Source organism: Pseudomonas sp. NPDC090592 (assembly GCF_044769185.1).
In the GTDB taxonomy this organism is placed as follows: domain Bacteria; phylum Pseudomonadota; class Gammaproteobacteria; order Pseudomonadales; family Pseudomonadaceae; genus Aquipseudomonas.
Map to the genome: position 1 here is coordinate 158,243 of NZ_JBIVXJ010000006.1, position 26,590 is coordinate 184,832.

The 26,590-nt window shown below is 64.9% G+C and carries 15 protein-coding genes; 4 read left to right on the plus strand and 11 right to left on the minus strand.

Going from position 1 to position 26,590, the window contains the following annotated elements:
- Nucleotides 1-30: 30 nt before the first annotated feature.
- The 4 genes from ACIQUI_RS07325 to ACIQUI_RS07340 all read right to left on the minus strand — a co-directional run bounded on the left by ACIQUI_RS07325 (nt 31) and on the right by ACIQUI_RS07340 (nt 5,680).
- Nucleotides 31-1,983, minus strand: coding sequence for an acetyl/propionyl/methylcrotonyl-CoA carboxylase subunit alpha (locus tag ACIQUI_RS07325; RefSeq protein WP_403196540.1), 1,953 nt, complete (start codon nt 1,981-1,983; stop codon nt 31-33).
- Nucleotides 1,980-2,795 (minus strand): gamma-carboxygeranoyl-CoA hydratase, encoded by an 816-nt coding sequence (locus tag ACIQUI_RS07330; RefSeq protein ID WP_403196542.1) that lies wholly within the window; start codon nt 2,793-2,795, stop codon nt 1,980-1,982. The genes ACIQUI_RS07325 and ACIQUI_RS07330 overlap by 4 nt, the downstream gene beginning before the upstream one ends.
- 3 nt (nt 2,796-2,798) lie before the next feature.
- On the minus strand, nt 2,799-4,406 hold the full coding sequence (locus ACIQUI_RS07335; RefSeq protein WP_403196545.1) for a carboxyl transferase domain-containing protein: 1,608 nt from the start codon (nt 4,404-4,406) through the stop codon (nt 2,799-2,801).
- Between the two features lie 110 nt (nt 4,407-4,516).
- Complete coding sequence (locus ACIQUI_RS07340) at nt 4,517-5,680, minus strand: isovaleryl-CoA dehydrogenase (RefSeq protein ID WP_403196547.1); 1,164 nt, start codon at nt 5,678-5,680, stop codon at nt 4,517-4,519.
- Between the two features lie 321 nt (nt 5,681-6,001).
- On the opposite strand from ACIQUI_RS07340, the gene ACIQUI_RS07345 reads away from it, so the two are divergent.
- Nucleotides 6,002-7,684: an AMP-binding protein gene (locus ACIQUI_RS07345; protein WP_403196549.1), complete on the plus strand. Its 1,683-nt coding sequence runs from the start codon at nt 6,002-6,004 to the stop codon at nt 7,682-7,684.
- Nucleotides 7,685-7,824: 140 nt separating this feature from the next.
- On the opposite strand, the gene ACIQUI_RS07350 is transcribed toward ACIQUI_RS07345, so the two are convergent.
- Entirely contained in the window at nt 7,825-7,986 is a 162-nt protein-coding gene (locus ACIQUI_RS07350) for a hypothetical protein (RefSeq protein WP_015271006.1), read from the minus strand.
- 140 nt (nt 7,987-8,126) lie between these two features.
- On the opposite strand from ACIQUI_RS07350, the gene ACIQUI_RS07355 reads away from it, so the two are divergent.
- The 3 genes from ACIQUI_RS07355 (at nt 8,127) to glgB (ending at nt 15,847) form a co-directional block, all read left to right on the plus strand.
- On the plus strand, nt 8,127-10,145 hold the full coding sequence (locus ACIQUI_RS07355; RefSeq protein ID WP_403196551.1) for an alpha-1,4-glucan--maltose-1-phosphate maltosyltransferase: 2,019 nt from the start codon (nt 8,127-8,129) through the stop codon (nt 10,143-10,145).
- 173 nt (nt 10,146-10,318) lie between these two features.
- Complete coding sequence (gene treS, locus ACIQUI_RS07360) at nt 10,319-13,636, plus strand: maltose alpha-D-glucosyltransferase (RefSeq protein ID WP_403196553.1); 3,318 nt, start codon at nt 10,319-10,321, stop codon at nt 13,634-13,636.
- Complete coding sequence (glgB, locus tag ACIQUI_RS07365; RefSeq protein WP_403196556.1) at nt 13,637-15,847, plus strand: 1,4-alpha-glucan branching protein GlgB; 2,211 nt, start codon at nt 13,637-13,639, stop codon at nt 15,845-15,847.
- Between the two features lie 117 nt (nt 15,848-15,964).
- Here the strand turns inward: glgB and ACIQUI_RS07370 are convergent, their stop codons facing one another.
- The 6 genes from ACIQUI_RS07370 to treZ form a co-directional block, all read right to left on the minus strand.
- Nucleotides 15,965-17,041 (minus strand): autotransporter domain-containing protein, encoded by a 1,077-nt coding sequence (locus ACIQUI_RS07370; protein WP_403196558.1) that lies wholly within the window; start codon nt 17,039-17,041, stop codon nt 15,965-15,967.
- 352 nt (nt 17,042-17,393) lie between these two features.
- Nucleotides 17,394-19,547: a glycogen debranching protein GlgX gene (gene glgX / locus ACIQUI_RS07375; RefSeq protein WP_403196559.1), complete on the minus strand. Its 2,154-nt coding sequence runs from the start codon at nt 19,545-19,547 to the stop codon at nt 17,394-17,396.
- Nucleotides 19,548-19,703: 156 nt separating this feature from the next.
- The gene (locus ACIQUI_RS07380; RefSeq protein ID WP_403196561.1) at nt 19,704-19,988 is read right to left on the minus strand and encodes a DUF2934 domain-containing protein; all 285 of its coding nucleotides are present in this window, start codon (nt 19,986-19,988) and stop codon (nt 19,704-19,706) included.
- A 14-nt stretch (nt 19,989-20,002) separates the two neighbouring features.
- On the minus strand, nt 20,003-22,777 hold the full coding sequence (locus ACIQUI_RS07385) for a malto-oligosyltrehalose synthase (protein WP_403196564.1): 2,775 nt from the start codon (nt 22,775-22,777) through the stop codon (nt 20,003-20,005).
- Nucleotides 22,774-24,843, minus strand: a complete 2,070-nt coding sequence (gene malQ, locus ACIQUI_RS07390) for a 4-alpha-glucanotransferase (protein WP_403196567.1) — start codon at nt 24,841-24,843, stop codon at nt 22,774-22,776. Before malQ ends, ACIQUI_RS07385 begins: the two co-directional genes overlap by 4 nt.
- Nucleotides 24,840-26,582 carry a malto-oligosyltrehalose trehalohydrolase gene (treZ, locus tag ACIQUI_RS07395; RefSeq protein WP_403196570.1) on the minus strand — a complete coding sequence of 581 codons (1,743 nt, stop codon included), beginning with the start codon at nt 26,580-26,582 and terminating at the stop codon, nt 24,840-24,842. The genes malQ and treZ overlap by 4 nt, the downstream gene beginning before the upstream one ends.
- Nucleotides 26,583-26,590: the final 8 nt, after the last annotated feature.

Here is a 26,590-nt window from a genome sequence, read left to right on the forward strand (position 1 = left end):
AAACCCGCTCCCACAGGATCAATCCCTACCTCACTCCACCAACTCGACCAACACCGTCCCTTCGCTGACCATATCCCCTTCCTGGCAGAACAGTGCCTTCACCGTCCCGCCATGCGGCGCACGAATGCTGTGCTCCATCTTCATGGCCTCCAGCACCACCAGCGCCGTACCCGCTTCAACCACCTGTCCCGGCTCCACCAGCACACGCACGATGCTGCCGTTCATGGGCGCGCCCAAACCGCCCTGATGGCCATGGCTGGCCTCGGCCTCGGCAATCGGGTCGAAAGCCTCGATGGCATGCATGTCACCCTCCCAGTGCAGGTACAGCGTGCCACCACGGCGGATCGCCAAGTGCTGGCGACGCACACCTGCCTGGTCATGCACCAGGTGCTCGCCGGCCAACTGCCAGGTGGGCGCAGCGCTGCGTTCCAGGGCCACCGCCTGGTTCTGCCCGCCGCTTACCAGATGCAGGCTGGTGCGTGCCGGCAGGCCCAGGCGCAGGCCATTGAGTTCCCCCCACGGCGAATTGCGGTCGTCATCCCGCTGCTGCCCCTCCTGGCCCTGCAACCAGGCCTCGGCCGCCGCTTCCCAGAAGCCGGCCGGCAGCGCCTGTGGCGCGGGCAACAAGACCTCCTGATGACGCGGAATAAAGCCAGTATCCAGCTCTGCCGCAGCAAACGCCGGGTGGGCCAGAATGCGGCGCAGGAAGGCGATGTTGGTCTTCAACCCGCCAATGGCGAACTCATCGAGCATGGCCAGCAAGCGCAGGCGCGCCTGTTCGCGGTTTTCACCCCAGGCAATCAGCTTGCCCAGCATCGGGTCGTAGAACGGCGACACCACATCGCCTTCGCTGACGCCGCTGTCCACCCTTCGGCCTTCGCCGGGTGCCGACTCACGGTACAGCGCCAGCTTGCCAGTCGCGGGCAGGAACTCATTGGCCGGGTCTTCGGCATACAACCGCACCTCGATGGCATGGCCGATCAATGGCACTTGCTCCTGGGTGATTGGCAGCGCCTCGCCGCAGGCCACGCGAATCTGCCAGGCCACCAGGTCCAGGCCGGTGATGGCCTCGGTGACCGGGTGCTCCACTTGCAGGCGGGTGTTCATCTCCATGAAGAAGAACTCGCCACGGGCATCCAGCAGGAACTCTACCGTGCCCGCGCCCACGTAGCCGATGGCCTGGGCCGCGCGCACCGCCGCCTCGCCCATGGCGCGGCGCAGCTCAGGCGACAGGCCCGGGGCTGGCGCTTCTTCAACCACTTTCTGGTGGCGGCGCTGAATGGAACAGTCGCGTTCGTTCAGGTACAGGCAATTACCGTGCTGATCGGCAAACACCTGGATTTCCACGTGACGCGGCTTGAGCACGTACTTTTCCACCAGCATGCGCGCATCGCCGAACGACGACTGCGCCTCACGCTGGGCCGAGGCCAGGGCGTCGGCCAGTTGGCTCTCTTCCTCGACCACTTTCATGCCTTTGCCGCCACCACCCGCGCTGGCCTTGAGCAGCACCGGGTAGCCAATACGTTCGGCAGCTGCGCGGAAGGTGTCCAGGTCCTGCGCTTCGCCGTGGTAGCCCGGCACCAGCGGCACCCCGGCAGCTTCCATCAGCGCTTTGGCTGCCGACTTGCTGCCCATGGCGTCGATGGCACTGGCCGGTGGGCCGAGGAAGATCAGCCCAGCTTGTTCAATGGCGCGGGCGAAACCGGCGTTCTCGGACAGGAAGCCATAGCCCGGGTGGATGGCCTGGGCCCCACTGGCCTTGGCGGCGGCCAGCAGCTTGTCGACCAGCAGGTAGCTTTCGGCAGCCTTGGTGCCGCCCAGGTCGACACGGATGTCGGCTTCGCGGCTATGGCGGGCGTCACGGTCGGTGGCGCTGTGCACGGCGACCGTGGTCAGGCCCATGGCCTTGGCGGTGCGCATTACCCGGCAGGCAATTTCGCCGCGATTGGCGACCAGCAGGGTGGTCAAAACGGGGCGGCTCATGGGCGCGGCTCCTTCTTGTCATCGGTTTGCCAGGCGGGGCGGCGTTTTTCCAGGAAGGCGCGCAGGCCCTCCTGGCCTTCGGCGCTGACGCGGATGCGGGCGATGGTGTTTTCGCAGTAGCGGCGCAGGGCCGGGCTGAGTTCGCCGTCGCCCACTTCGCGCAGCAGGTCCTTGGTAGCGCGCAACGCTTGCGGGCTGTTCTGCAGCAGGTTGTTCACCCAGGCTTCGACCTGCGCGTCCAGTTCGCCGGCCGGATACACCTCGGCCAGCAGGCCCAGCTCGCGGGCCCGTACACCGCTGAAACGCTCGGCAGTGAGGGCATAGCGGCGCGCAGCGCGCTCACCAATGGCCTTGACCACAAACGGGCTGATCACCGCCGGGGCCAGGCCGATGCGTACTTCCGACAGGCACAACTGGGCGTCTTCGGCACCAACGGCCATGTCGCAGCAGCTGATAAGGCCCAGCGCGCCGCCAAAGGCTGCCCCTTGCACCACGGCCAGGGTAGGGGCCTTGAGGCGGTGCAGGGCGTACATCAGCTCACCCAGTTCGTGGGCGTCATCCAGGTTGGTGTTGAAGTCCAGCTGCGCCGACTGCTGCATCCAGGCCAGGTCGGCGCCGGCGCTGAAGTGCCGGCCACGGCCCCGCAACAGCACAAAACGCAGGCGGGTGTCTTCGGCCAGCTGGTCGATGGCCACGATCAGCTCGCGGATCATCTGCGCGTTGAAGGCGTTGTTCTTGTCCTCGCGGCTAAGCCACAGGGTGGCAAAGCCGCGTGGGTCGCGAGTCACTTCAAGGGTGCTGAAATCGCTCATGGGTCACATCCGGAAAATGCCGAAGCGGCTCTGTTCGATCGGTGCGTTCAGCGCGGCAGACAACGCCAGGCCGAGCACGTCACGGGTTTGCGCCGGGTCGATGACGCCGTCGTCCCACAGGCGGGCGCTGGAGTAGTAGGGGTGGCCCTGGTGCTCGTACTGGTCGAGGATCGGCTGCTTGAGCCGGGCCTCGTCCTCGGCACTGAAGGCCTGGCCGCTGCGCTCGCTTTGCTCGCGCTTGACCTGCGCCAGCACACCGGCGGCCTGTTCAGCGCCCATCACGCCAATGCGCGCGTTAGGCCACATCCACAAGAAACGCGGGTCGTAGGCCCGGCCGCACATGCCGTAGTTGCCGGCGCCAAAGCTGCCGCCGATGATCACCGTGAACTTGGGCACCTGGGCGCAGGCCACGGCAGTCACCAGCTTGGCGCCATGCTTGGCGATACCGCCTTCTTCGTACTTCTTGCCGACCATGAAACCGGTGATGTTCTGCAGGAACAGCAGCGGGATGCCGCGCTGGCAGGCCAGTTCGATGAAGTGCGCGCCTTTTTGCGCAGCTTCGGCAAACAGGATGCCGTTATTGGCCAGGATCGCCACCGGGTAGCCATGCAGGTGGGCAAAGCCGCACACCAGGGTGGTGCCGAACAGCGCCTTGAACTCATCGAACACCGAGCCATCGACCAGGCGCGCAATCACCTCGCGCACGTCGAACGGTTGCTTGGCATCGGCCGGCACCACGCCATACAGCTCTTCGGCAGCATACAGCGGCGCCACCGGGGCCAGGCGTTGCAGCTTGCCCAGTTTGTGCCAGTTGAGGTTGGCCACGCTGCGTCGGGCGATGGCCAGGGCGTGTTCGTCGTTGTCGGCATAGTGGTCGGCCACGCCGCTGGTGCGGCAGTGCACATCGGCGCCGCCGAGATCTTCCGCGCTGACCACTTCACCGGTGGCGGCCTTAACCAGCGGCGGGCCGGCCAGGAAAATGGTCGCCTGCTGGCGCACCATGATCGCTTCGTCGGCCATTGCCGGTACGTATGCGCCGCCCGCCGTGCACGACCCCATCACCACGGCGATCTGCGGGATGCCTTGCGCGCTCATGTTGGCCTGGTTGAAGAAGATCCGCCCGAAATGCTCGCGGTCGGGGAACACTTCGTCCTGGCGCGGCAGGTTGGCGCCGCCCGAATCCACCAGGTAGATGCACGGCAGGCGGTTTTGCAGGGCGATGGTTTGCGCGCGCAGGTGCTTTTTCACCGTCAGCGGGTAGTACGAACCGCCTTTGACCGTGGCGTCGTTGGCCACGATCATGCATTCCACGCCTTCCACGCGACCGATGCCGGCAATCACGCCTGCAGCCGGCACGTCTTCGCCGTACACCTCATGGGCGGCCAGCTGGCCGATTTCGAGAAATGGCGAGCCCGGGTCCAGCAGGCGGTCGATACGCTCGCGTGGCAGCAGCTTGCCACGTGAGGTGTGCCGCTCCTGGGCCTTGGCGCCGCCGCCCTGGGCCACTTGAGCCAGCAGGCTACGCAGGGCCTGGACTTCTGCCGCCATGGCGGCATAGCTCTGCGCATACTCGGGTGCCTTCGAGTTCAACTGTGATTTCAGAATCATCATGACTCCTGGCGCAGAATCAAGCTGTTAGCTTCAAGCTGCAAGAATGTTCGGTGATGTTGCTGCAAGCGCGGTACTTCTACTTGTCGCTTGCAGCTAGCTACTTGAGCGCCTCAGCGCGTCTCATTGAACAGTTCGCGGCCAATCAGCATCCGGCGAATCTCGCTGGTGCCGGCACCGATTTCGTACAGCTTGGCGTCGCGCAGCAGGCGCCCAGCCGGGAACTCGTTGATGTAGCCGTTGCCGCCCAGAATCTGGATCGCTTCCAGGGCCATTTGCGTGGCGCGTTCGGCGGTGTACAGGATGACCCCGGCGGCGTCCTTGCGGGTGGTTTCGCCACGGTCGCAGGCCTGGGCCACGGCGTACAGGTAGGCGCGGCTGGCATTGAGCTGGGTGTACATGTCGGCGATCTTGCCCTGGATCAGCTGGAACTCGCCGATGCTCTGGCCGAACTGCTTGCGGTCATGAATGTAGGGCACCACCAGGTCCATGCAGCTTTGCATGATGCCGGTCGGGCCGCCGGACAGCACTACGCGCTCGTAGTCCAGGCCGCTCATCAGCACGCGTACGCCACCGTTGAGCTGGCCGAGGATGTTCTCCTGCGGCACTTCGACGCCGTCGAAGAACAGTTCGCAGGTGTTGGACCCGCGCATGCCCAGCTTGTCGAACTTGTTGCTGCGGCTGAAGCCTTTCCAGTCACGTTCGACGATGAAGGCCGTGATGCCGTGTGGGCCCTTGTCCAGGTCGGTCTTGGCGTAGATCACGTAGGTGTTGGCGTCGGGGCCGTTGGTGATCCAGGTCTTGCTACCGTTGAGCACGTAGTGGTCACCGCGCTTTTCGGCGCGCAGTTTCATCGACACCACATCGGACCCGGCGTTGGGCTCGCTCATGGCCAGCGCGCCGATGTGCTCGCCGCTGATCAGCTTGGGCAGGTACTTGAGTTTCTGCTCGTGGCTGCCGTTGCGGTTGATCTGGTTGACGCACAGGTTGGAGTGGGCGCCGTAGGACAGTGCCACCGAGGCCGAGCCACGGCTGATTTCTTCCATCGACACCACGTGGGCCAGGTAGCCCAGGCCGGCACCGCCATACTCTTCCGGCACGGTGATGCCCAGCAGGCCCATGTCGCCGAACTTGCGCCACATGTCGGCGGGGAACAGGTTGTCGTGGTCGATTTGCGCGGCGCGTGGGGCCAGTTCGGTAGCGACGAAGGCGCGAACCTGGTCGCGGAGCATGTCGATGGTCTCGCCCAGGGCGAAGTTCAGGGAGGGGTAATGCATGCTGGGGCACCTTCTTGTTCTTGAAATTGGGTTACACCGTAGCTCAAGGAGCTGTCGCCGGACCCTGTGGGAGCGGGCGTGCCCGCGAATGCATCAGCAGGGCCACCGTCATTGCCTGAATGATCGCATTCGCGGGCACGCCCGCTCCCACAGGGTTCGGCTTCATGCCTGAGGAACAGTGTTGTTCATCACCTTTACGTTAACGTAAACCTGAGTGCAGTGACTGTCAATCCAATCATCACCTTTACGTAAACGTAAATCTGCGCCAGAGTATTCCCGCTGCTTCAGCCGTGCCCAGAACAACCACAAGAAGGGACACCCATGAGTCAACCGAGCTATACCCGCGGTCGCCAGGACCAAGCCTTGCTGACCCAGACCATCGGCCAGGCCTTCGATGCCACCGTGGCCCGCTGTGCCGACGGCGAGGCGCTGGTGTCGCGTCATCAAGGCTTGCGTTACAGCTGGCGTCAGCTGGCCGCACAGGTCGAAGTGCATGCCCGCGCGCTGATGGCCCTGGGCGTGAACACCGGCGACCGCGTCGGCATCTGGTCACCCAACTGCGCCCAGTGGTGCATCCTGCAACTGGCCAGTGCCAAGGTCGGCGCCATTCTGGTGAACATCAACCCTGCGTATCGCGTGGGCGAGCTGGAATACGTGTTGCGCCAGTCCGGCTGCCGCTGGCTGGTGTGCGCCGATGCGTTCAAGACGTCCGACTACCATGGCATGGTCCAGGAACTGGTACCGGAGCTGGCCGCAGCCACTGCGGGTGAACTGGCCAGCCAAAGCCTGCCGGACCTGCGCGGCGTGATCAGCCTGGGCGCCAACCCACCTGTCGGCTTCCTGCCCTGGGACGCGATGGCCGAGCGGGCAGGGCAAACCTCGAACGAGGCCTATACCGCCCGCCAGCAGAGCCTTCAGTTCGACCAGCCGGTGAACATCCAGTACACCTCCGGCACCACCGGGGCGCCCAAGGGTACCACGCTCAGCCACTACAACATCCTCAATAACGGCTTCATGGTCGGCGAAAGCCTGGGCCTGACCGCGCACGACCGCATGGTGATCCCGGTACCGCTGTACCACTGCTTCGGCATGGTCATGGCCAACCTTGGCTGCATCACCCACGGCAGCACCATGATCTACCCCAACGACGCCTTCGACGCCGAACTCACCCTGCGCGCCGTTGCCGAGGAGCGCGCCAGCATCCTGTACGGCGTGCCGACCATGTTCATTGCCATGCTCGACCACCCGGCCCGCCAAGGCATGGACCTGTCGACCCTGCGCAGCGGCATCATGGCGGGTGCCACTTGCCCGATCGAGGTGATGCGCCGGGTCATCGACCAGATGCACATGGCCGAAGTGCAGATTGCCTACGGCATGACCGAAACCAGCCCGGTGTCGCTGCAAACAGGCCCGGACGACGAGCTGGAGTTGCGCGTGACCACCGTCGGCCGCACCCAGCCGCAGCTGGAAAACAAACTGGTGGACGCCGACGGCTGCATCGTCGCCCGTGGCGAGATTGGCGAACTGTGTACCCGCGGCTACAGCGTGATGCTCGGTTATTGGGACAACCCCCAAGCCACGGCGGATGCCATCGACCCGGCAGGGTGGATGCATTCGGGCGACCTTGCGGTAATGGACGAGCATGGCCACGTGCGCATCGTCGGGCGCAACAAGGACATGATCATTCGCGGCGGGGAGAACATCTACCCGCGTGAGCTGGAGGAGTTCTTCTACACCCACCCGGCGGTGGCCGATGCGCAGGTAATCGGTATTCCGTGCAGCCGCTATGGCGAGGAGATCGTCGCCTGGATCAAGCTGCACCCCGGGCACAGCGCCACGGTCGAGGAGCTGCAAGGCTGGTGCAAGGCACGCATCGCCCACTTCAAGGTGCCGCGGCATATCCGCTTTGTCGACGAATACCCGATGACGGTGACCGGCAAGGTGCAGAAATTCCGCATGCGGGAAATCAGTGTGGCGGAAATATCGGCTGTAATTGCGGGTTGATGTATTGGCTTTCCTGGCCCTTTCGCGGGCACGCCCGCTCCCACAGGGACCACGCCGCATTCAAGGCCGGCGCGGCCCCTGTGGGAGCGGGCGTGCCCGCGAAGGGGCCGGTCCTGCCTGCACAGAATCCTGGTCTACCCTTAAGCCTTCACCGGTGGCTCCTGGCTCGGCGGGTCACCCACTGTCGGCGGCACCGTAGGCTTGATCGGCAACTCGTCCGGCTCTTCTTCCGGCACGGGTGGCGGCAAGCTGGGGTCGTCGATATTCGGATCGGGGGTTTCCGGTGGAATGGGAATGTTCATTGCCTGACCTCGCGTGGCTGGATTGAAGAGGTGCTGCAGGCTCTGACCGCTGGCAGCTGCCGTTCGCTCAATTTTTTTGAACCCCACGCCTGTGCCCGGCTCTGAACCCTTACCGCCACCAGCCTGAGGGAGCAAGGTCGATGTCACGTAACGAGCCCTTTGAAAGCGTGCCCATGGCGAACGATCACGCAGACCAGGCCATCAGCCTGTCCCAGGCGCTGCTGGCGCCGCGTATCGTGATCGAAGACACCCAACCTGTACTCGAAGCCGGCACCTTCGCCGCCAAGGCCATCAGCGGCCAGCCGGTGGCTGTCAGCAGCAAGGTCTATTGCGATGGCCACGACCGCCTGGCCGTGATGCTCAACTGGCGCCAGGCCAACAGCCGGCGCTGGCATTGCGTGCCCATGCAGTCGCCAGGTAACGACCTTTGGCTGGCCGAGTTCACCCCGACCGAGCTGGGCCCACACCTGTTCAGCATCGAAGCCTGGGTCGACCCCTACGCCACCTACTGCCACGACCTCGAGAAAAAGTACCACGCCGGTGTCGAGGTGACGCTGGAGCTGGAAGAGGGCCGGTTGCTGCTGGGCAAGGGCATCGACCTGTGCAACGGTGCCCTGCGCGAAGAACTGCTGGCCACGCAGCAACGCCTGGCCACGCTGGGCACAGACGACCAGGTGGCGCTGTTCCTCGATCCCGCGACGGCCCGCCTGATGAGCGAAGCCGAGCACCGCAGCTACCTGACTTGCAGCCGCGAATTCCCCGTCGATGTCGACCGCCCGGCTGCGCAGTTCGCCAGTTGGTACGAACTGTTCCCGCGTTCGATCACTGACGACCCCAAGCGTCATGGCACCTTCAACGATGTGCACGAACGCCTGTCGATGATCCGCGACATGGGCTTCGACGTGCTGTATTTCCCGCCCATTCACCCCATTGGCATGCAGCATCGCAAGGGCCGCAACAATGCCCTGCGGGCAGATCCAGGCGACCCCGGCAGCCCTTACGCCATCGGCAGTGCTGAAGGCGGTCACGATGCAATCCACCCGCAACTGGGCACCCGCGAAGACTTCCGCAGGCTGGTCGCCGCCGCTGCCGAGCACGGCCTGGAAATCGCCCTCGACTTCGCCATCCAGTGCTCCCAGGACCACCCCTGGCTCAAGGAGCACCCGGGCTGGTTCAGCTGGCGCCCGGACGGCACCATCCGTTATGCCGAGAACCCGCCGAAAAAGTACCAGGACATCGTCAACGTCGACTTCTACGCCCCCGACGCGGTGCCCAGCCTGTGGCTGGCCCTGCGCGATGTGATCATCGGCTGGGTCGAGGAGGGCGTCAGGACCTTCCGCGTCGACAACCCGCACACCAAGCCACTGCCATTCTGGCAATGGATGATCGCCGATGTGCGCGCCCGCTACCCGGATGTGATCTTCCTGGCCGAAGCATTCACCAAGCCGGCGATGATGGCGCGCCTGGGCAAGGTCGGTTACGCGCAAAGCTATACCTACTTCACCTGGCGCAATACCAAGCAGGAACTGCGCGAATTCTACGAGCAACTCAACCAGCCGCCGTGGAGCCAGTGCTACCGCCCCAACTTCTTCGTCAACACCCCGGATATCAATCCGTACTTCCTGCACACCTCTGGCCGCGCCGGCTTCCTCATCCGCGCCGCGCTGGCCACCATGGGTTCGGGCCTGTGGGGCATGTATTCGGGCTTCGAACTGTGCGAAGGCACGCCGCTGCCGGGCAAGGAGGAATACCTGGATTCGGAAAAGTACGAAATCCGCCCACGGGACTTCACCCAGCCCGGCAACATCATTGCCGAGATCGCCCAGCTCAACCGCATCCGCCGGCAGAACCGTGCTTTGCAAACCCACCTGGGCGTGGCGTTCTTCAATTGCTGGAACGACAACATCCTGTACTTCGCCAGGCGCACGCCCGAGCGCGACAACTTCATATTGGTGGCGATCAGCCTGGACCCGCACAACGCCCAGGAGGCGCATTTCGAGCTGCCGCTGTGGGAGCTGGGGCTGGACGACAACGCCGAAACCCATGGCGAAGACCTGATGAACGGCCACCGCTGGTCGTGGTACGGCAAGACCCAGTTCATGCGCATCGAGCCCTGGCACCTGCCGTTTGGTATCTGGCGTATAGAAAAGGCCGGGTAACGCCGGCGCACTGCCCTGCACCTGTGGGAGCGGGCATGCCCGCGAACACCGGCGAAGCCGGTGCCATACACCGCGCTGCCTGCTTCGCGGGCATGCCCGCTCCCACAGGGATGGTGTCAAGCCTGTTGCTTGTGCATTGGGCCAGAGCAACCTGGAACTGAAAGGAGTCCCCCATGGCCAAGCGTTCCCGCCCGGCAGCCTTCATCGACGACCCGCTGTGGTACAAGGACGCCGTTATCTACCAGCTGCACATCAAGTCGTTCTTCGATTCGAACAACGACGGCATCGGCGACTTCGCCGGCCTGATCAGCAAGCTCGACTACATTGCCGAACTGGGCGTCAACACCCTGTGGCTGCTGCCGTTCTACCCCTCGCCACGGCGCGACGACGGCTACGACATCGCCGAATACAAGGCCGTGCACACAGACTACGGCAGCCTGGCCGACGCCAGACGCTTCATCGCCGAGGCGCACAAGCGCGGCCTGCGCGTCATCACCGAGCTGGTCATCAACCACACCAGCGACCAGCACCCGTGGTTCCAGCGCGCCCGCCATGCCAAGCGTGGCAGCAAGGCAAGGGACTTCTACGTGTGGTCGGACGACGACCAGAAATACGACGGCACGCGCATCATCTTCCTCGACACGGAAAAGTCCAACTGGACCTGGGACCCGGTCGCCGGCCAGTACTTCTGGCACCGCTTCTATTCGCACCAGCCCGACCTCAACTTCGACAACCCGCAGGTGCTCAAGGCGGTGATCGATGTGATGCGTTTCTGGCTCGACCTGGGCGTCGATGGCCTGCGCCTGGATGCCATCCCCTACCTGATCGAACGCGACGGCACCAACAACGAAAACCTCGCCGAAACCCACGAGGTGCTGAAGGCGATTCGCGCCGAAATCGACGCCAACTACCCCGACCGCATGTTGCTGGCCGAGGCCAACCAGTGGCCGGAAGACACCCGCCCATACTTCGGCGAAGGCGATGGGGACGAATGCCACATGGCCTTCCACTTCCCGCTGATGCCGCGCATGTACATGGCCCTGGCCATGGAGGACCGCTTCCCGATCACCGACATCCTGCGCCAGACGCCGGAAATTCCGGCCAACTGCCAATGGGCGATCTTCTTGCGCAACCACGATGAGCTGACCCTGGAAATGGTCACCGACCGCGAGCGCGACTACCTGTGGAACTACTACGCCGAAGACCGCCGCGCCCGCATCAACTTAGGGATTCGCCGGCGCCTGGCGCCGCTGCTGCAGCGTGACCGTCGGCGTATCGAGCTGCTCACCAGCCTGCTGCTGTCGATGCCCGGCACGCCAACCCTCTACTACGGCGATGAGCTGGGCATGGGCGACAACATCTACCTGGGCGACCGCGACGGCGTACGCACGCCCATGCAATGGTCACCGGACCGCAACGGCGGCTTCTCGCGTGCCGATCCGCAGCGCCTGGTGCTGCCGCCAATCATGGACCCGCTGTACGGCTTCCAGACCGTCAACGTCGAGGCCCAAAGCCACGACCCGCACTCGCTGCTCAACTGGACCCGGCGCATGCTGGCGGTGCGCAAGCAGCAGAAGGCCTTTGGCCGCGGCAGCCTGCGCACCCTCACTCCCAGCAACCGGCGCATCCTTGCCTATACCCGCGAGTACACCGATGCCGACGGTAATACCGAGGTCATCCTCTGCGTGGCCAACGTTTCCCGCGCTGCCCAGGCCGCAGAACTGGAATTGTCACACTACGCCGACAAAGTACCGGTGGAGATGCTCGGCGGCAGCGCCTTCCCGCCGATTGGCCAGTTGCCGTTCCTGCTTACCTTGCCACCCTATGCCTTCTACTGGTTCCTGCTGGCCTCGCACGACCGCATGCCCAGTTGGCACATCCAGGCCACCGAGGGGTTACCCGAATTGACTACGCTGGTGTTGCGCAAACGCATGGAAGAACTGCTGGAAGCACCGTCCAGCGACACCCTGGCAAACGGCATCCTGCCGCAGTACTTGCCAAAGCGGCGCTGGTTCGCTGGCAAGGAGGGGCCGATCGACGCCGTTCGGTTGTGCTACGGCGTGCGCTTCGGCACCGCCACAACGCCGGTTCTGCTCAGCGAAATCGAAGTGCTCAGCGATGGCACGGCCAACCGCTACCAACTGCCGTTCGGCCTGCTGCGCGAGGAAGACATCAACACCGCGCTGCCCCAGCAACTGGCCCTGTCGCGGGTGCGCCGTGCCCATCAGGTGGGCCTGATCACCGACGCCTTCGTTCTGGAACCCTTCATTCGTGCCGTGCTGCGTGCCTGTGAGGAGGGTATGCGCCTGCCTTGCGGCAACGGCGAAGGAGAGCTGCGTTTCGAAAGCACCGGGCAATTGGCAGGCCTTGGGCTCAATGATGAAAGCACAGTGCGCTACCTCAGCGCCGAGCAGTCCAACAGCTCGGTGGTGGTCGGCGACCGGGTGGTGCTCAAGCTGATCCGCCGGGTCAACCCGGGCATTCACCCCGAGCTTGAAATGAGCGCCTACCTGACCGCTGCCGGCTTTGCCAATATCTCGCCATTGCTGGCCTGGGTCAGCCGGGTGGACGAACAACACGCGCCACACCTGCTGATGATTGCCCAGGGCTACCTGAACAACCAGGGCGACGCCTGGGCCTGGACCCAGAACACCCTGGAGCGGGCCATCCGCGACCAGATGGAAGCCACCGCCGAGGATGCCGAGGTGCACACCGATGCGCTGGCCGAACTCAGCGGTTTCGCCGCCTTGCTTGGCCAGCGCCTGGGCGAGATGCACCTGCTGCTGGCGGCGCCTACCGACGATGAAGCGTTCCGGCCGCGCCCCAGTGATGCCGACGACAGCCAGCGCTGGGCCACGCAGATCAGCGCCGAACTGACCCGTGCCCTCGATTTGCTGGCCCAGCACCGCGACAACCTCGACAGTGACAGCCAGGCCCTGGTCGACGATTTGCAGCAACAGCGCGACGGCCTGGCCCAGCACATCAGTCACCTTGCCGGGCAAGCCCAGGGCGGCCTGCTGATGCGCGTGCACGGCGACCTTCACCTGGGCCAGGTGCTGGTGGTGCAGGGCGACGCCTACCTGATCGATTTCGAAGGCGAACCGGCCCGCCCGCTGCAAGAGCGCCGGGCAAAACACAGCCCTTACAAGGATGTGAGCGGCGTGCTGCGATCCTTCGACTATGCTGCTGCCATGATTCTGCGCAGCGCGTCTGCGGTCGACCTTTCCGGCCCGGCGCGCCAGGCGCGTCAGCGGGTTGCCCGGCAGTACCTGCACCAGTCGCGCCACGCTTTCGTCGAAGCCTATGGCCTGGCCACCGCCGCCATGCCCCATGCCTGGCAACAGGCCGAGGGCGAGCGCGCCGCACTGGAACTGTTCTGCCTGGAAAAAGCCGCCTACGAAATCACATACGAAGCCGAGAACCGTCCAAGCTGGCTGGCCGTGCCTTTGCATGGCCTGCATGGACTGATCAGTACCTGGGGAGAGTCATAGATGAATGCTACAACGCGTGAAAACGGCGGCCTTCGGCAACGGGACCTGGATGCCCTGGCCCGCGCCGAGCACGCCGATCCCTTTGCAGTGCTAGGCCCTCACGGCGACGGGGCGGGCGGGGTGTTCATCCGCGCCTTCCTGCCCGATGCGCTGAGCGCCCGGGTGCTGGCGCGCCATGATGGGCGCGTGCTGGCCGAAATGGTGCAGGGCGGTCTACCAGGCTTGTTCACCGCGCACCTCGCTGATACGCAGGCTTATCTGCTGCAAGTCGGTTGGGCAGGTGGCGAGCAAGTCACCGAAGACCCCTACAGTTTTGGCCCGCAACTTGGCGACATGGACCTGCACCTGTTCGCCGAAGGCAACCATCGCGACTTGTCCGGGCGTTTTGGCGCCCAGCCGGTCCAGGTCGATGGCATCGCCGGCGTGTGCTTTTCGGTGTGGGCACCCAACGCCCGGCGGGTGTCGGTGGTGGGTGACTTCAACAACTGGGATGGCCGCCGTCACCCCATGCGCCTGCGCCACAGTGCCGGGGTGTGGGAGCTGTTCGTACCGCGCCTGGGTGTGGGCGAAACCTACAAGTTCGAGGTGCTGGGCAAGGATGGGATTCTGCCGCTGAAGGCAGACCCGCTGGCCCGCGCCACCGAATTGCCGCCGAGCACCGCGTCCAAGGTTGCCAATGCACTCAGCCACGACTGGCAGGACCACGACTGGATGGCACAACGCGCGCAGCGCCATGCTTACAACGCGCCACTGTCGATCTACGAACTGCACCCCGGCTCATGGCGCTGCGAGCTGGATGAAGCGGGCGAAGTCGGGCGCTATTACAACTGGCGCGAACTGGCCGAACGCCTGGTGCCTTATGTGCAGCAACTGGGCTTTACCCATATCGAACTGCTGCCAATCATGGAGCACCCGTTTGGCGGCTCCTGGGGCTACCAGCCGCTGTCCATGTTCGCGCCCACCTCGCGCTATGGCAGCGCCGAGGATTTCGCCGCCTTCATCGATGCCTGCCACCAGGGCGGCATTGGTGTGCTGCTCGACTGGGTGCCGGCGCATTTCCCCACGGACGAGCACGGCCTGGCGCGGTTCGACGGTACTGCCCTGTACGAATACGACAACCCCCTGGAGGGCTACCACCAGGACTGGAACACGCTTATCTACAACCTTGGCCGCAACGAAGTACGCGGTTTCATGATGGCTTCGGCCCTGCACTGGCTGAAGCACTTCCACATCGATGGCCTGCGGGTCGATGCGGTGGCTTCGATGCTGTACCGCGACTATTCGCGCAAAGCCGGCGAATGGGTGCCCAACCGCCATGGCGGGCGCGAGAACCTCGAAGCCATCGACTTCATCCGCCACCTCAACGGGGTGGCCGCTCACGAGGCCCCGGGTGCATTGATCATCGCCGAGGAGTCCACCGCCTGGCCGGGTGTGAGCCAGCCGACCCAGCAGGGCGGGCTGGGCTTTGCCTACAAGTGGAACATGGGCTGGATGCACGACACCCTGCATTACATCCAGAACGACCCGGTGCACCGCGCCCACCACCACAACGAGATGAGCTTCGGGCTGATCTACGCCTATTCCGAGCACTTCATCCTGCCCATCTCCCACGATGAAGTGGTGCACGGCAAGCGTTCGCTGATCGACAAGATGCCCGGCGACCGCTGGCAGAAGTTCGCCAACCTGCGTGCCTACCTCACCTTCATGTGGGCACACCCGGGCAAGAAGCTGTTGTTCATGGGCTGCGAGTTCGGCCAGTGGCGTGAGTGGAACCATGACAGCGAACTGGACTGGTACCTGTTGCAATACCCGGAGCACCTGGGTGTGCAGCGGCTGGTCGGCGACCTCAACCGGCTGTACCGCGACATACCGGCACTGCATGAGCAGGACTGCCAACCGCAGGGCTTCCAGTGGTTGATTGGTGACGACGCGCAGAACAGTGTGTACGCCTGGTTGCGCTGGAGCAGCAGTGGCGAGCCGGTGCTGGTGGTGACCAACTTTACCCCGGTGCCGCGTGAGGGGTATCGGATTGGCGTGCCCTTTGGTGAGCGTTGGCAGGAGTTGTTGAACAGTGATGCCGAGCTGTATGCCGGGTCGAACGTGGGTAACCTGGGGGCGGTGGCCAGTGAGGCTGTAGCCAGCCATGGGCAGCCACTGTCGCTGGCGCTCAACTTGCCGCCGCTTGGGGTGCTGATAATGAAACCGGCCTGATGGGTAGCCTGTACCGGCCTCTTCGCGGGCATGCCCGCTCCCACAGAGATTGCGCAATGTTCAGGTCATGTGCGGTCCCTGTGGGAGCGGGCGTGCCCGCGAAAGGGCCGGGCCTGCCTACCACCGCATCCGCACCCCAAGGCTGCCAATCAACCCATTCAAATCATTGTCATCCACATCACTGCTGTAATCGGCACTCACAAACAAGGCCACCGACGGCGTCACCCGCGCCACCAGCCCCAACCCCAATTCCACCGTGGTCGAGTAGCGCGAACTGGAGATCTTGTCGACCTGGTCCAGCTTCACCTCATCGGCATCGCTGAAGTCGTACCACACGTTGGTCCGCACATAGGGTTCGATGGGCATGCCACGCACTTCATAGCGCCCGGACAATTTCGCACCCACCCGGCCGCTCCAGCTCGGCTGGCTGTCGAAGGCCTGCAAGGTTTCTTCCTGCACCTGGTTGCCGGGGAAGAACTGCTGGTTGATCAACTGTGCCTGGGGCTCGATCACCCAGTTGCCGCCGAGGCGGATCGGGTAGCCGCCCTCCACCGAGAAGGTCATCGCATGCCCGTTGTCGTCCAGGCGCTGGCCGTTTTCGCCACGGCCCAGCACATCGATGCGCGAGCCCATGGCCACCGCGTCCAGGTGCCAGCCCTGTTCATGGGTCATGCTCCAGTACACACCCAGGCTTTCCCCGCTCAGGTTCACGGCATTGCGCTGCTTGTCGCCCAGCAGCGGGCGCATGCCGTTGAAGCTGCTCTGCAAATTATTGTGCCCCACGAAAATCCCCGCACGGTGCACATTGCCCGCTGCAGTTTCACGCACGAACAGGTCCGGGCCGATCATCAGTTGCTGGCTGGGCGCCTCAAGTTGCTCTGGCGGTTGCGCGCCGTTGCGCGAGGCAGTGGGGAAAAACTGTGCCCACTGGCTGGCAACCAGGTCCGGTGCCGCCTGCCCGTGGCGCTCGCTCATCTTCTGCGAAAAGGCATTCAGCGTGCCAATGTTGATACCACTGGCGCTGACCGGGTCGAGCGACATCTGCGCCAGCGCAGGCTGCTGCAAGAAACCGGGCGAGGTGGGGTCACCTTGCAGCTCGTACGCGAACGTTTCCACCGGGGTTGCCAGAAGCAGCGACGTGGAAACCGCGTAAAAAATGCTATCGAAGCGCAAGGGGGTCGAGGTGCATTTCATGGCGGATCTCCTTTGTTTTTGTGGGGTACAGCCCGAGGACCTGGCCTGTTGTCACGAGCTGTACGGCAAAAACAGTGGGCGACCCAAACCAGCACGCCAGCCTTCGCAAGCGCGCACAAAGGCGCGAGCTAGAGGCCCGGCGCGAGATCTTTACTGCTAGATAATCTTCAGCTAAGGAGAGGACGGCGCTTGCGTCAAGAAAGCGTGAAGAATCTGTTCACACTTCGTGGCATGGCTCAAACCTTTGATTTATTGAGTAAACAGGGAGGGCATAGCCGGGTTCGCTATTTGACGCGCCCCGGCTATGAAGAATGATTGCTAGCACCTCACCCGCACTGCCCCTGCGGGTGACTCAGTCTTCCTCGTGCTGCAAAACCATCAGCAGCATCGAGCGCCCTTTAACCTCGAACGTGCTGTCGAATGGCAAGTGCTGCCCCTTGCGCAGCTCCGGCCGGTCGGTATCGACCAGGCAGCTCCAGTATTCGCCTTCAGGCACAGCCGGCAACTTGAACGGCACAATGTCATGGTGGGCATTGACGATCAGCAATACCGTGGCCTCGGCCCCAGGCCGAGCAATGCCGCTGACCTGTGCGCGGCCGTCGATCAGCATGCCCAGGCAACGCCCGTGCGGGTCTTCCCATTGCTCCACGCTCATTTCGCTGCCATCCGGCGCCAGCCAGGTCACATCCTTGACCCCGATGGCTTCGTTGTAGTCACCCACCAGAAAGCGCGAGCGACGCAGTACCGGGTAGGCCAGGCGCAAACGGGTCAGGCGCTTGACGAAGGCCATCAAGTCTTCGCCATCCTGGTCCAGGTCCCAGTTGACCCAACCGATCTCGCTGTCCTGGCAGTAGGCATTGTTGTTGCCGTGCTGGGTGCGGCTGAACTCGTCGCCGGCGACGATCATAGGCGTACCCTGGGCCAGCAGCAGGGTGGCGAAGTAGTTACGCATCTGGCGCATGCGCAGGGCGTTGATGTCCGGGTCGTCGGTGGGGCCCTCGGCGCCGCAGTTCCATGACAGGTTGTTGTCGGTGCCGTCCTGGTTATTCTCGTCGTTGTCTTCGTTGTGCTTGTGGTTGTAAGACACCAGGTCGCGCAGGGTGAAACCATCGTGGGCGGTGATGAAATTGACCGAGGAGTAAGGCCGGCGCCCGCGGTTGTTGAACATGTCGCCTGATGCTGTCATGCGTGCGGCAAAGTCGGCCAGCTGGCCTTCGTCGCCTTTCCAGAAGGCGCGTGCGGTATCGCGGAAGCGGTCGTTCCACTCGGCCCAGCCAGGGGCGAAGTTACCCACCTGGTAACCCCCGGGGCCGCAGTCCCAGGGCTCGGCAATCAGCTTGACCTGGCTCAGCATCGGGTCCTGGCGGCAGGCGACAAGGAAGCCGTGGCGCTCGCTGTAGCCGTCGTGGTAGCGGCCAAGGATGGTCGCCAGGTCGAAGCGGAAGCCGTCCACGTGCATTTCGCCGGCCCAGTAGCGCAGCGAGTCGGTGACCAGTTGCAGCACGCAGGGGTGGCTCAGGTCCAGGGTGTTGCCGGTGCCGGAATCGTTGATGTAGTAGCGCTTGTCGTCCGGCATCAGGCGGTAGTACGAGGCGTTGTCGATGCCGCGCATCGACAGGGTGGGGCCGCGCTCGTTACCTTCGGCGGTGTGGTTGTAGACCACATCCAGGATCACCTCCAGCCCGGCGTCGTGCAGGTGCGCGACCATCTCCTTGAACTCGGCGATCTTGCCGCTGGCCAGGTAGCGCGGGTGGGGGGCGAAGAAGGCGATGCTGTTGTAGCCCCAGTAGTTGTTCAAGCCTTTGTCCAGCAGGTGCTGGTCGTTGACGAAGGCGTGGATTGGCAGCAGTTCGATGCTGGAAACGCCCAGTTCCTTGATGTGCTTGAGCAGCTCGTCATTGGCCAGGCCAGCGAAGGTGCCACGCAGTTTTTCCGGTACCGCCGGGTGGCGCATGCTGATGCCGCGGGTATGCGCCTCGTAGATGATCGTGCGCTCCCAGGGGATCAGCACACGCTGGTCGCGGCCCCAGGTGAAGGCCGGGTCGATCACCTTGCACTTGGGTACGAAGGGCGCACTGTCGCGTTCGTCGAACGACAGGTCACCGTCGGGGTGGCCGATGGTGTAGCCGAACAGCGCCTCGGACCACTTCAGGCTGCCGACCAGTTGCTTGGCATAGGGGTCGATCAGCAGCTTGTTGGGGTTGAAGCGGTGGCCATTCTCCGGCTCGTAGGGGCCGTATACACGGTAGCCATAGACCAGCCCGGGATGCGCGTCGGGCAGGTAGCCGTGGTAGATCTCATCAGTGTATTCGGGCAGTTCGATGCGTTCGATTTCCTGCTCGCCGGTGGAGTCGAACAGGCACAGTTCGACCTTGGTGGCGTTGGCCGAAAACAGGGCGAAATTCACCCCGAGGCCATCCCAGGTGGCGCCAAGGGGGAAGGGCAGGCCTTCGCGGATGCGCGATGGGGCAACTGAGCGGGTTTTCTTTGGGGTGCGGGGGCTCATGGCAATCCTCTGGTGGCCGTGGTGGAAGGGAGGGAGTGATGCAGTCCTGCACCGGCCTCTTCGCGGGCTTGCCCGCTCCCACAGGTACTGCACAAGTTTCATGACCTGTGCGGTCCCTGTGGGAGCGGGCAAGCCCGCGAAGAGGCCGGCGCAGGCTTAACCGGCAGCCGGTTTTTTCGCCGCCCGAGGCTTTTTCGCCGCAGCGGGTTTGACCCCCGGCAGGGCAGCCACCTTGGGCTCGGCCGGCGCCTTGGGCTGCGCCGCTACCTTGTCCTTGGCCGGCGCCCGCTTGCGTGGCGCAGCCTTGGGTGCCAACGCCTCAGCCTCGGCCAGCTTGCGGGCCATGTCCCAGTGGCGCTCTTCCTCGCCGGCGGGCTTACCCTCGGATTCCCAGATCTGGTAGGCAAATTCGCGAATACGCTTTTCATCGACACTCATCATGACGCTCCTGATGCTCAAGATTGTTGTATCAACAGGTTGACCGGAAACTCCGCCAGCACGGTGCTCAGTAGCAGCTCCCTTGAAGGGCTGACCGCAGCGCAGGGGAAAAGTCCCGTCGAGTTGGCAGGCGACAAGGCAAACGGCAGTACCAGCCGGGTGTCGTCCCAGTTCTGCGCCGGGATCAACGGTGTTGCAGCGCCACCCAGCAGGCCACTGGCCAGGCGCGGGGCGACGATGATGGCGCGTTCGCCTTCACCCAGGCGGGCAAAGGCGATCACTTGGTCTGCATGCCGGCCTTGCACTGTCAGCGGCAGGTAAGCGCCGCGACGGAACAGCTCGGCGTGGGCCTGGCGGCAGTCCAGCAGGCGGGCGATCAGGGCCTGCTTGATGCGGCCGTCGCGCCAGTGTGCCAGCAGCTCGGCAGCGGGCGTGGCAGCGTCCAGGGTGCGACGCCTGCAAGCGTAGTCCACGGCGCGGCGGTTGTCCGGGTCGACCAGGCTGAAGTCCCAGTATTCGTTGCCCTGGTACAGGTCGGGTACGCCGGGGGTGGTCATGCGCAGCAAGGCCTGCACCAGGCCATTGAGGGCGCCAGGGCAGGCCAGCTGTTGCGCGGCATCGGCCACCGATTTGCGCAGTTGCTGGTTCTCGTTGTCCAGCAACAGGCTGTCGACGTAGCGCGCGCAGGCGTTTTCGTAGGCCTCGTTCGGCGCGCTCCAGCTGCTGCGCAACTTGGCCTCGCGCAGGGCCTTCTGCTGCCACTGTCGGATGCGCTCTGCATACTGGCGCAAGGCGTTGCCATCGTGCAGGTCGAGGTCCAGCGGCCAGCTGCCGAGTAGCGTTTGCAGCAGCATCAGTTCGTCGCCGGGGCTGGGGGCCTGGCCATCTTCCAGCTGCGCACGCAGCGGTTCAGCCAGCTCGCGCCAGTGTTCTACCCGGCTGGCCAGCCACGGGCCGCGCTCGCTAAGCACGGCCAGGCGCGCGCGGGTGTCTTCGCCGCGCTTGTGGTCATGGGTGGCGGTGGCCAGCAGGTTGTCGGGGAAGTCGCGCAGGCGCCGTTGGGCTTCGTTATGGAAATGCATGGGCGGGGCGCTGAAACGCTCGGCCTCGAAGCCCACGTCATTGCGCGACAGCAGCCGCGCGCTACGGTAGAAGGCGGTGTCTTCCACGGCCTTGGCTGCGCTGGGTGCGGTCAGCTGCTGGAAACGCACGCAGGCATGGCGCAACTGCTTGCGGGCGCGGCCCGCTGGCAGATGCCGCCAGGCGTGGCCGCCCAGCCACTGTTCAAGTTGCTCCAGCAGCGGCCAGTCGGCTTCGCCGAGGTCTTGCCGGGCGTTGGCCAATGCTTGCTGGAAAAACCGCTCGTCTTCCACCGGGCGCCCGCAGGCGTTGAAGTAGGTGCGGTACACCGGGTAGTGCGCCACCAGGGCCTGCAAGGCGCGGCGGATCGCCCCCAAGGTCAGGTCGCGGGTCATCAGGTCGTTGCGGGCCACCTGCAACAGGGCCTGGGCTACTGACTCGCAGTCGCCGGCCAGGCTGGCATTGAGTACCAGGTGGCGGGCCTGGCGCACTTCTTCGGCGAAGTCCGGCCGTTCAGTGACATTGGCCCACAGCTCGGTCAACGGCGCTTCACCGGCCGGGTCGTGCTGCAGCAGCGAAACCTGGTTCATGAACTCGTAACCGGTGGTGCCGTCGGTAAGCCAGTCACGGTGCAGGTGCTCGTTGGCGCCGAGGATTTTCTCCACGTAGATCGGGAAGTGCTCCAGGGCAGCCTGCAAAGGCCTGCGTGGCAACAGCCCATCGACCCGTCGTCGCAGTTTGCGACAATAGCCGCGTGGGTCGGCCAGGCCGTCGATATGGTCGATGCGCAGGCCATCCACCAGGCCGCGCTCCACCAGCTCGAACAACTTGGCGTGAGTGGCCTCGAACACTTCTGCGCGCTCCACCCGCAAGCCACCCAGCTCGTTGATGTCGAAGAAGCGTCGCCAGTTGATATCGTCGGCGGCGGTGCGCCAGCTGGCCAGGCGGTAGGTCTGGCGCTCCAGCAACAGGTGCAGGCGCTTGAAGCCCGCTTCGCTGCGGCTATCGAACGCCAGCAGGGCCGAGTCGAGGTCGGCACCTTCACGCACCAGGCGTGCCAGCTCGGCCTGCAGCGCGAGTGCATCGGCCAGCGGGGTAACCGATTCGTTCAATGCGGTGAAGTGTTCGGCCAGGGTTTTCAGGGCCGGCTCTGGGCTGAGCGCCAGGATCCAGCCATAGTCGACCGGGCAAACCGGGAAACGGTGCTCGTAATGCGCCACTTGCAGCAGGCCATGGTGTTTGTCGAATTGCAGCGGTATCTCGCCATTTTTCAAGGCCACGCCATAGTCGCTGCCCAGGAACGGCAGCAACAGTTGCCCGGCCAGCAGCGGGTCGCTGGAGTGCCACTGGATGTCGAAGAACGCTGCATACGGGCTGCGCCGGCCCCAGGCCAGCAGGCTCTGCCACCAAGGGTTGTCGGCACCGCCCACGGCCATGTGGTTGGACACCGTGTCGAGGATCAGCCCCATGCCGTGTTGGCGCAGGGCGGCGACCAAGCGCTCCAGTGCCGCTTCGCCGCCCAGCTCGGGGTTGATGCAGGTCGGGTCGACCACGTCATAACCGTGACGCGAGCCGGCGCGGGCCTTGAGGATGGGGGAGGCGTACACGTGGCTGATGCCCAGCTGGGCGAAGTACGGTACCAGCGGCACGGCGTGGTCGAGGGTGAAGTCGCTGTGAAACTGCAGGCGCAGGGTCGCGGTCAGCGGCTTCATCGGTCACGCTCCCAGGCCTGTTCGCGAGCCTGGGCCAGCAGCTCCAGGCGCCGCGCTGCGTCCTCGTCGTCGAGCAGTTTGCTCACTGGCTGGGCAAAGCGCCGGCGCCAGTTGGGGTGGCCGGCAGTAGTCCCCGGCAGGTTGGGCTGTTCGTCGCAGCCCAGCAGGTCTTCCAAGGGCACCAGCACCAGCGGTGCGCGGGTATGGCCGACGTAGCGGATGGCGGCATCGATCAACGCATCGTTGTCCTTCAGTTCGCCGTAGTTGGCCTCCAGGGTATGGCGCAGGCCATCGTGTTCTTTCTGGCGGTCGTGGCGCCAGTGCAACTCGGTGGCGGCATCGATCAGTTGCAAGCGGTGGCTCCAGTCGATGTCGCGGTTTTCCAGCCAGCCGGCCAATGGCGCCAGGTCATGGGTGCCGGTGGTAGCCAGGGCGTTGTCCGGCCAGTCGAGAATCGGCTTGAACTGGCCCGGCTGGGTTTGTTCGAAGGGCAGCACGCGCATACCCAGCACAGCCTTCCCGGCCAGGGTTTCGCGCAGGCCATCAGGCACGGTGCCCAGGTCTTCGCCAAGGATGATCGCCCGATGGCGCACCGACTCCAGCGCCAGCAGGCGCAGCAGGTCGTCCAGCGGGTAGTTGAGGTAGGCGCCTTCGCTGGGTTTTGCCCCTTGCGGGATCAGCCACAGCCGGCGCAGGCCCATCACGTGGTCGATGCGCAGGCCGCCGGCGTGGGCGAGGTTGGCGCGCAGCATTTCGATGAAGGCGCGGTAGCCGTTGCGCTTGAGGCCTTCGGGCGAGAACGCGCAAATGCCCCAGTCCTGCCCGGTACGGTTGAGGATGTCGGGCGGCGCGCCCACCTTCAGGCCAGCCAGCAATTCATCCTGGCGGCTCCAGGCCTGGCTGCCGGCGCCGTCGGCACCCACGGCCAGGTCGGCGATCAGGCCGACAGACATGCCGTTGCTGCGGGCGGCCTCGTGGGCACGTTGCAGGCCGCGTGCGGTCAGCCACTGGCAAAAGGCATGGAACTCGACCTTGGCCGGGTAGGCGTTGGCAAAGGCTTCGACTTCAGGGTGGTAAGGGTCGTGCCAGGCCTTGGGCCAGGTGCGCCAGTCGGCGCCCAGGCCATGCTCCACGGCTTGCGCTTGCAGTACCTCGAAGCGGCAGTGGTGCTCCAGGGCCTGGCCACCGGCCTGGCGGAAACTGTCGAAGTCGCTGCGCAGTGGGTGGTCGCCCTTGCTGAACCCCTGGTACAGCGCTTCGAGCAGGTGCCGGCGGGCGCTGGCGGCGCGTGGCCAGTCGACCAGTGGGTGTTGCTCGATGTCTTCCAGTTGCTGCCCCAGGCCGCAGGCTTCGATGGCCATGCGCACCTCCCGCTCCCCCAGCAGCGCAGCCGGGCTGGCATACAGGGTGTTGAGCAACAGCCGGCTGGAGGGCGAATAGGGGCTGTAGTGTTCCTGGTCGATGGCCGACAGGGCGTGGATCGGGCTGATGGCCAAGGCGTCAGCGCCGCGTTCGGCAGCCGAACGGGCCAGTTGCTCCAGGGCCAGGCAGTCACCATAGCCGCCGTCGCCGGGGCGGCGCAGGCTGTACAACTGCACGGCCAGGCCCCAGCAGCGAGGTGGCGGTTGTAGCACCGTGTCTTCCAGGCTGTGACAGCGTGGGGGGGCCACGGCCAAGGTAAAGCGGCGGCTGTCGATTTCCACCTGGTGGTAGCCGATGGGCAACTCACCGGGCAGGCGTGACTGGTTGTCGAGGCTGAGGGTAAGCGAGGCGTGGTCTTCAAGCGTGCAGTGCGCGACGCTGGCTGCACTGAAGTAACGCGCCAGCGGCAGAGGCTGGCCCTGGTCCGCGGTCAGCAGCGGCGGCAGGTGTTCGCTGTCTTCGGCGGCTTCCACCGCACGCAGGCTGGCGGCGATCGCGGTGTCATCGGCGGCAGGGTGGCCCAGGTTTTCGAGGACGTTGCGCAGCACCTCGTCACTCACGCGTTGGGGCCGGGCATTGGCATCGATCCAGTCGCGGCTCAGCCCGACGCGGCTGGCCAGGCGGTGCAGGGCGGTTTCGCTCATGGGCGCTCCTGGTCAGGGGGAAGCAGGCTGACCACGCAGCTGTACGCGGCCAGTTGGCTATCGGGGTGTCGGGTGTCACTGCTGTCGAACAGCCGGGTGGACGCCGGGGGTAACTCGATTGACTGCGAGGTGTCGGCCAGGTTCAGGTCGATACGCAGGGTGTTGCCATCGCCCAGGCGCCAGCGTGCGGTCAGCGCCTTGTCGCCGTGCACCTCGGCCCCCAGTGCTCGGCTACCGGGCAGGTGCGGGATGATGTGGCGCTGGCGCAGGGCGAGCAGTTGTTGGTACAGGCCATGCCAGCCGGCGATCACTTCCTTGTTTTGCGGGCGTGATGCCTCGAAGGTCTGTTCGGCATTGGGGTCCGGGATGTGCTTGCGTTGCTCGGGGTCGGCGAACGCATTGAAGTGGGCGAACTCGCCGCGCCGGCCTTCGCGTACGGCGTCGGCCAGCTGGTCATGGAAGTCGGTAAAGAACAGGAACGGTCGGCAGCTGCCATCGTCGTCGCCCATGAACAGCAGCGGGATCATCGGTGCCAGCAACAGCAGGCCGGTGGCCGCACGCAGGGCCGGCGGCGGGCACAGGCGGGTCAGGCGTTCGCCGAGGGCGCGGTTGCCCACCTGGTCGTGGTTCTGCAGGAACAGCACAAAGGCGCTGGGCGCCAGGTGCCCGCTGGGTTCACCGCGTGGCGTGCCATGGCGGTTGGCCTGGCCCTGGAACACGAAGCCTTCGGCCAGGCAACGCGCAAGCTGGTCGATCGGGCGCTGCTGGTAGTCGGCATAGTAGCCTTCGGTTTCACCGGTCAGCAGCACATGCAGGGCATTGTGGCCGTCGTCGTTCCATTGGGCGTCGAAGCCTTGTTCCAGCAGCCCGGCCTGGTTGTGTTCGTTCTCCAGCACCAGCCATATCTGGCGGCCAGGTTCCACGGCGGCACGTACACGCTGCGCCAGTTCGACCAAAAAGTCGGGCTGGTCGATGGCGTGTACGGCATCCAGGCGCAAGCCATCGCAGCGGTAGTCGCACAGCCACATCAGCGCGTTCTGGATAAAGTACTCGCGTACCTGCGGGCGGCGAAAATCGATGGCCGCACCCCAAGGCGTCTGCCGGTCTTCGCGGAAGAACGGGCTGGCGTACTGGTGCAGGAAATTGCCGTCGGGGCCAAAGTGGTTGTACACCACGTCCACCAGCACCATCAGCCCGTGGCCGTGGGCCTGGTCGACCAGGGCGCATAACTGCTCGGGGCTGCCATAGGTATTTTGTGGCGCGTATGGCAGCACGCCGTCATAGCCCCAGTTGCGCTCACCGGGGAACTGGCCAAGCGGCATCAGCTCGATGGCACTGATGCCCAGTTCGGCCAGGCGCGGCAACTGCCGGGCAACGCCGTCGTAGCCATCGAGCAAGCCGACATGCAGCTCCTGGATCACCGCTTCGTGCCAGGGCCGGCCTTGCCAAGGGTGTTGCCAAGGGTAAGCGGCCACGCCCACCACCTGGCTCGGCCCCTGTACGCCGTCGGGCTGGTAGCGCGAGGCCGGGTCGGCCACCCGCAGTTCGCCGTCGATTCGGTAGTGGTAACGGTCACCGGCCTGGCACGCTGCCACGCCGGTGTACCAGCCGTCTTCATCCGGCAGCAGCGCGATGGCCGGCTGCTGCTCCAGTTCCACGCTCACGCTGCGCGCATCGGGTGCCCAGAGGGCGAAGCGCGCCGACGTGGCGTCCAGCAAGTGTGCGCCATGCCTATGCATCTTCTGGC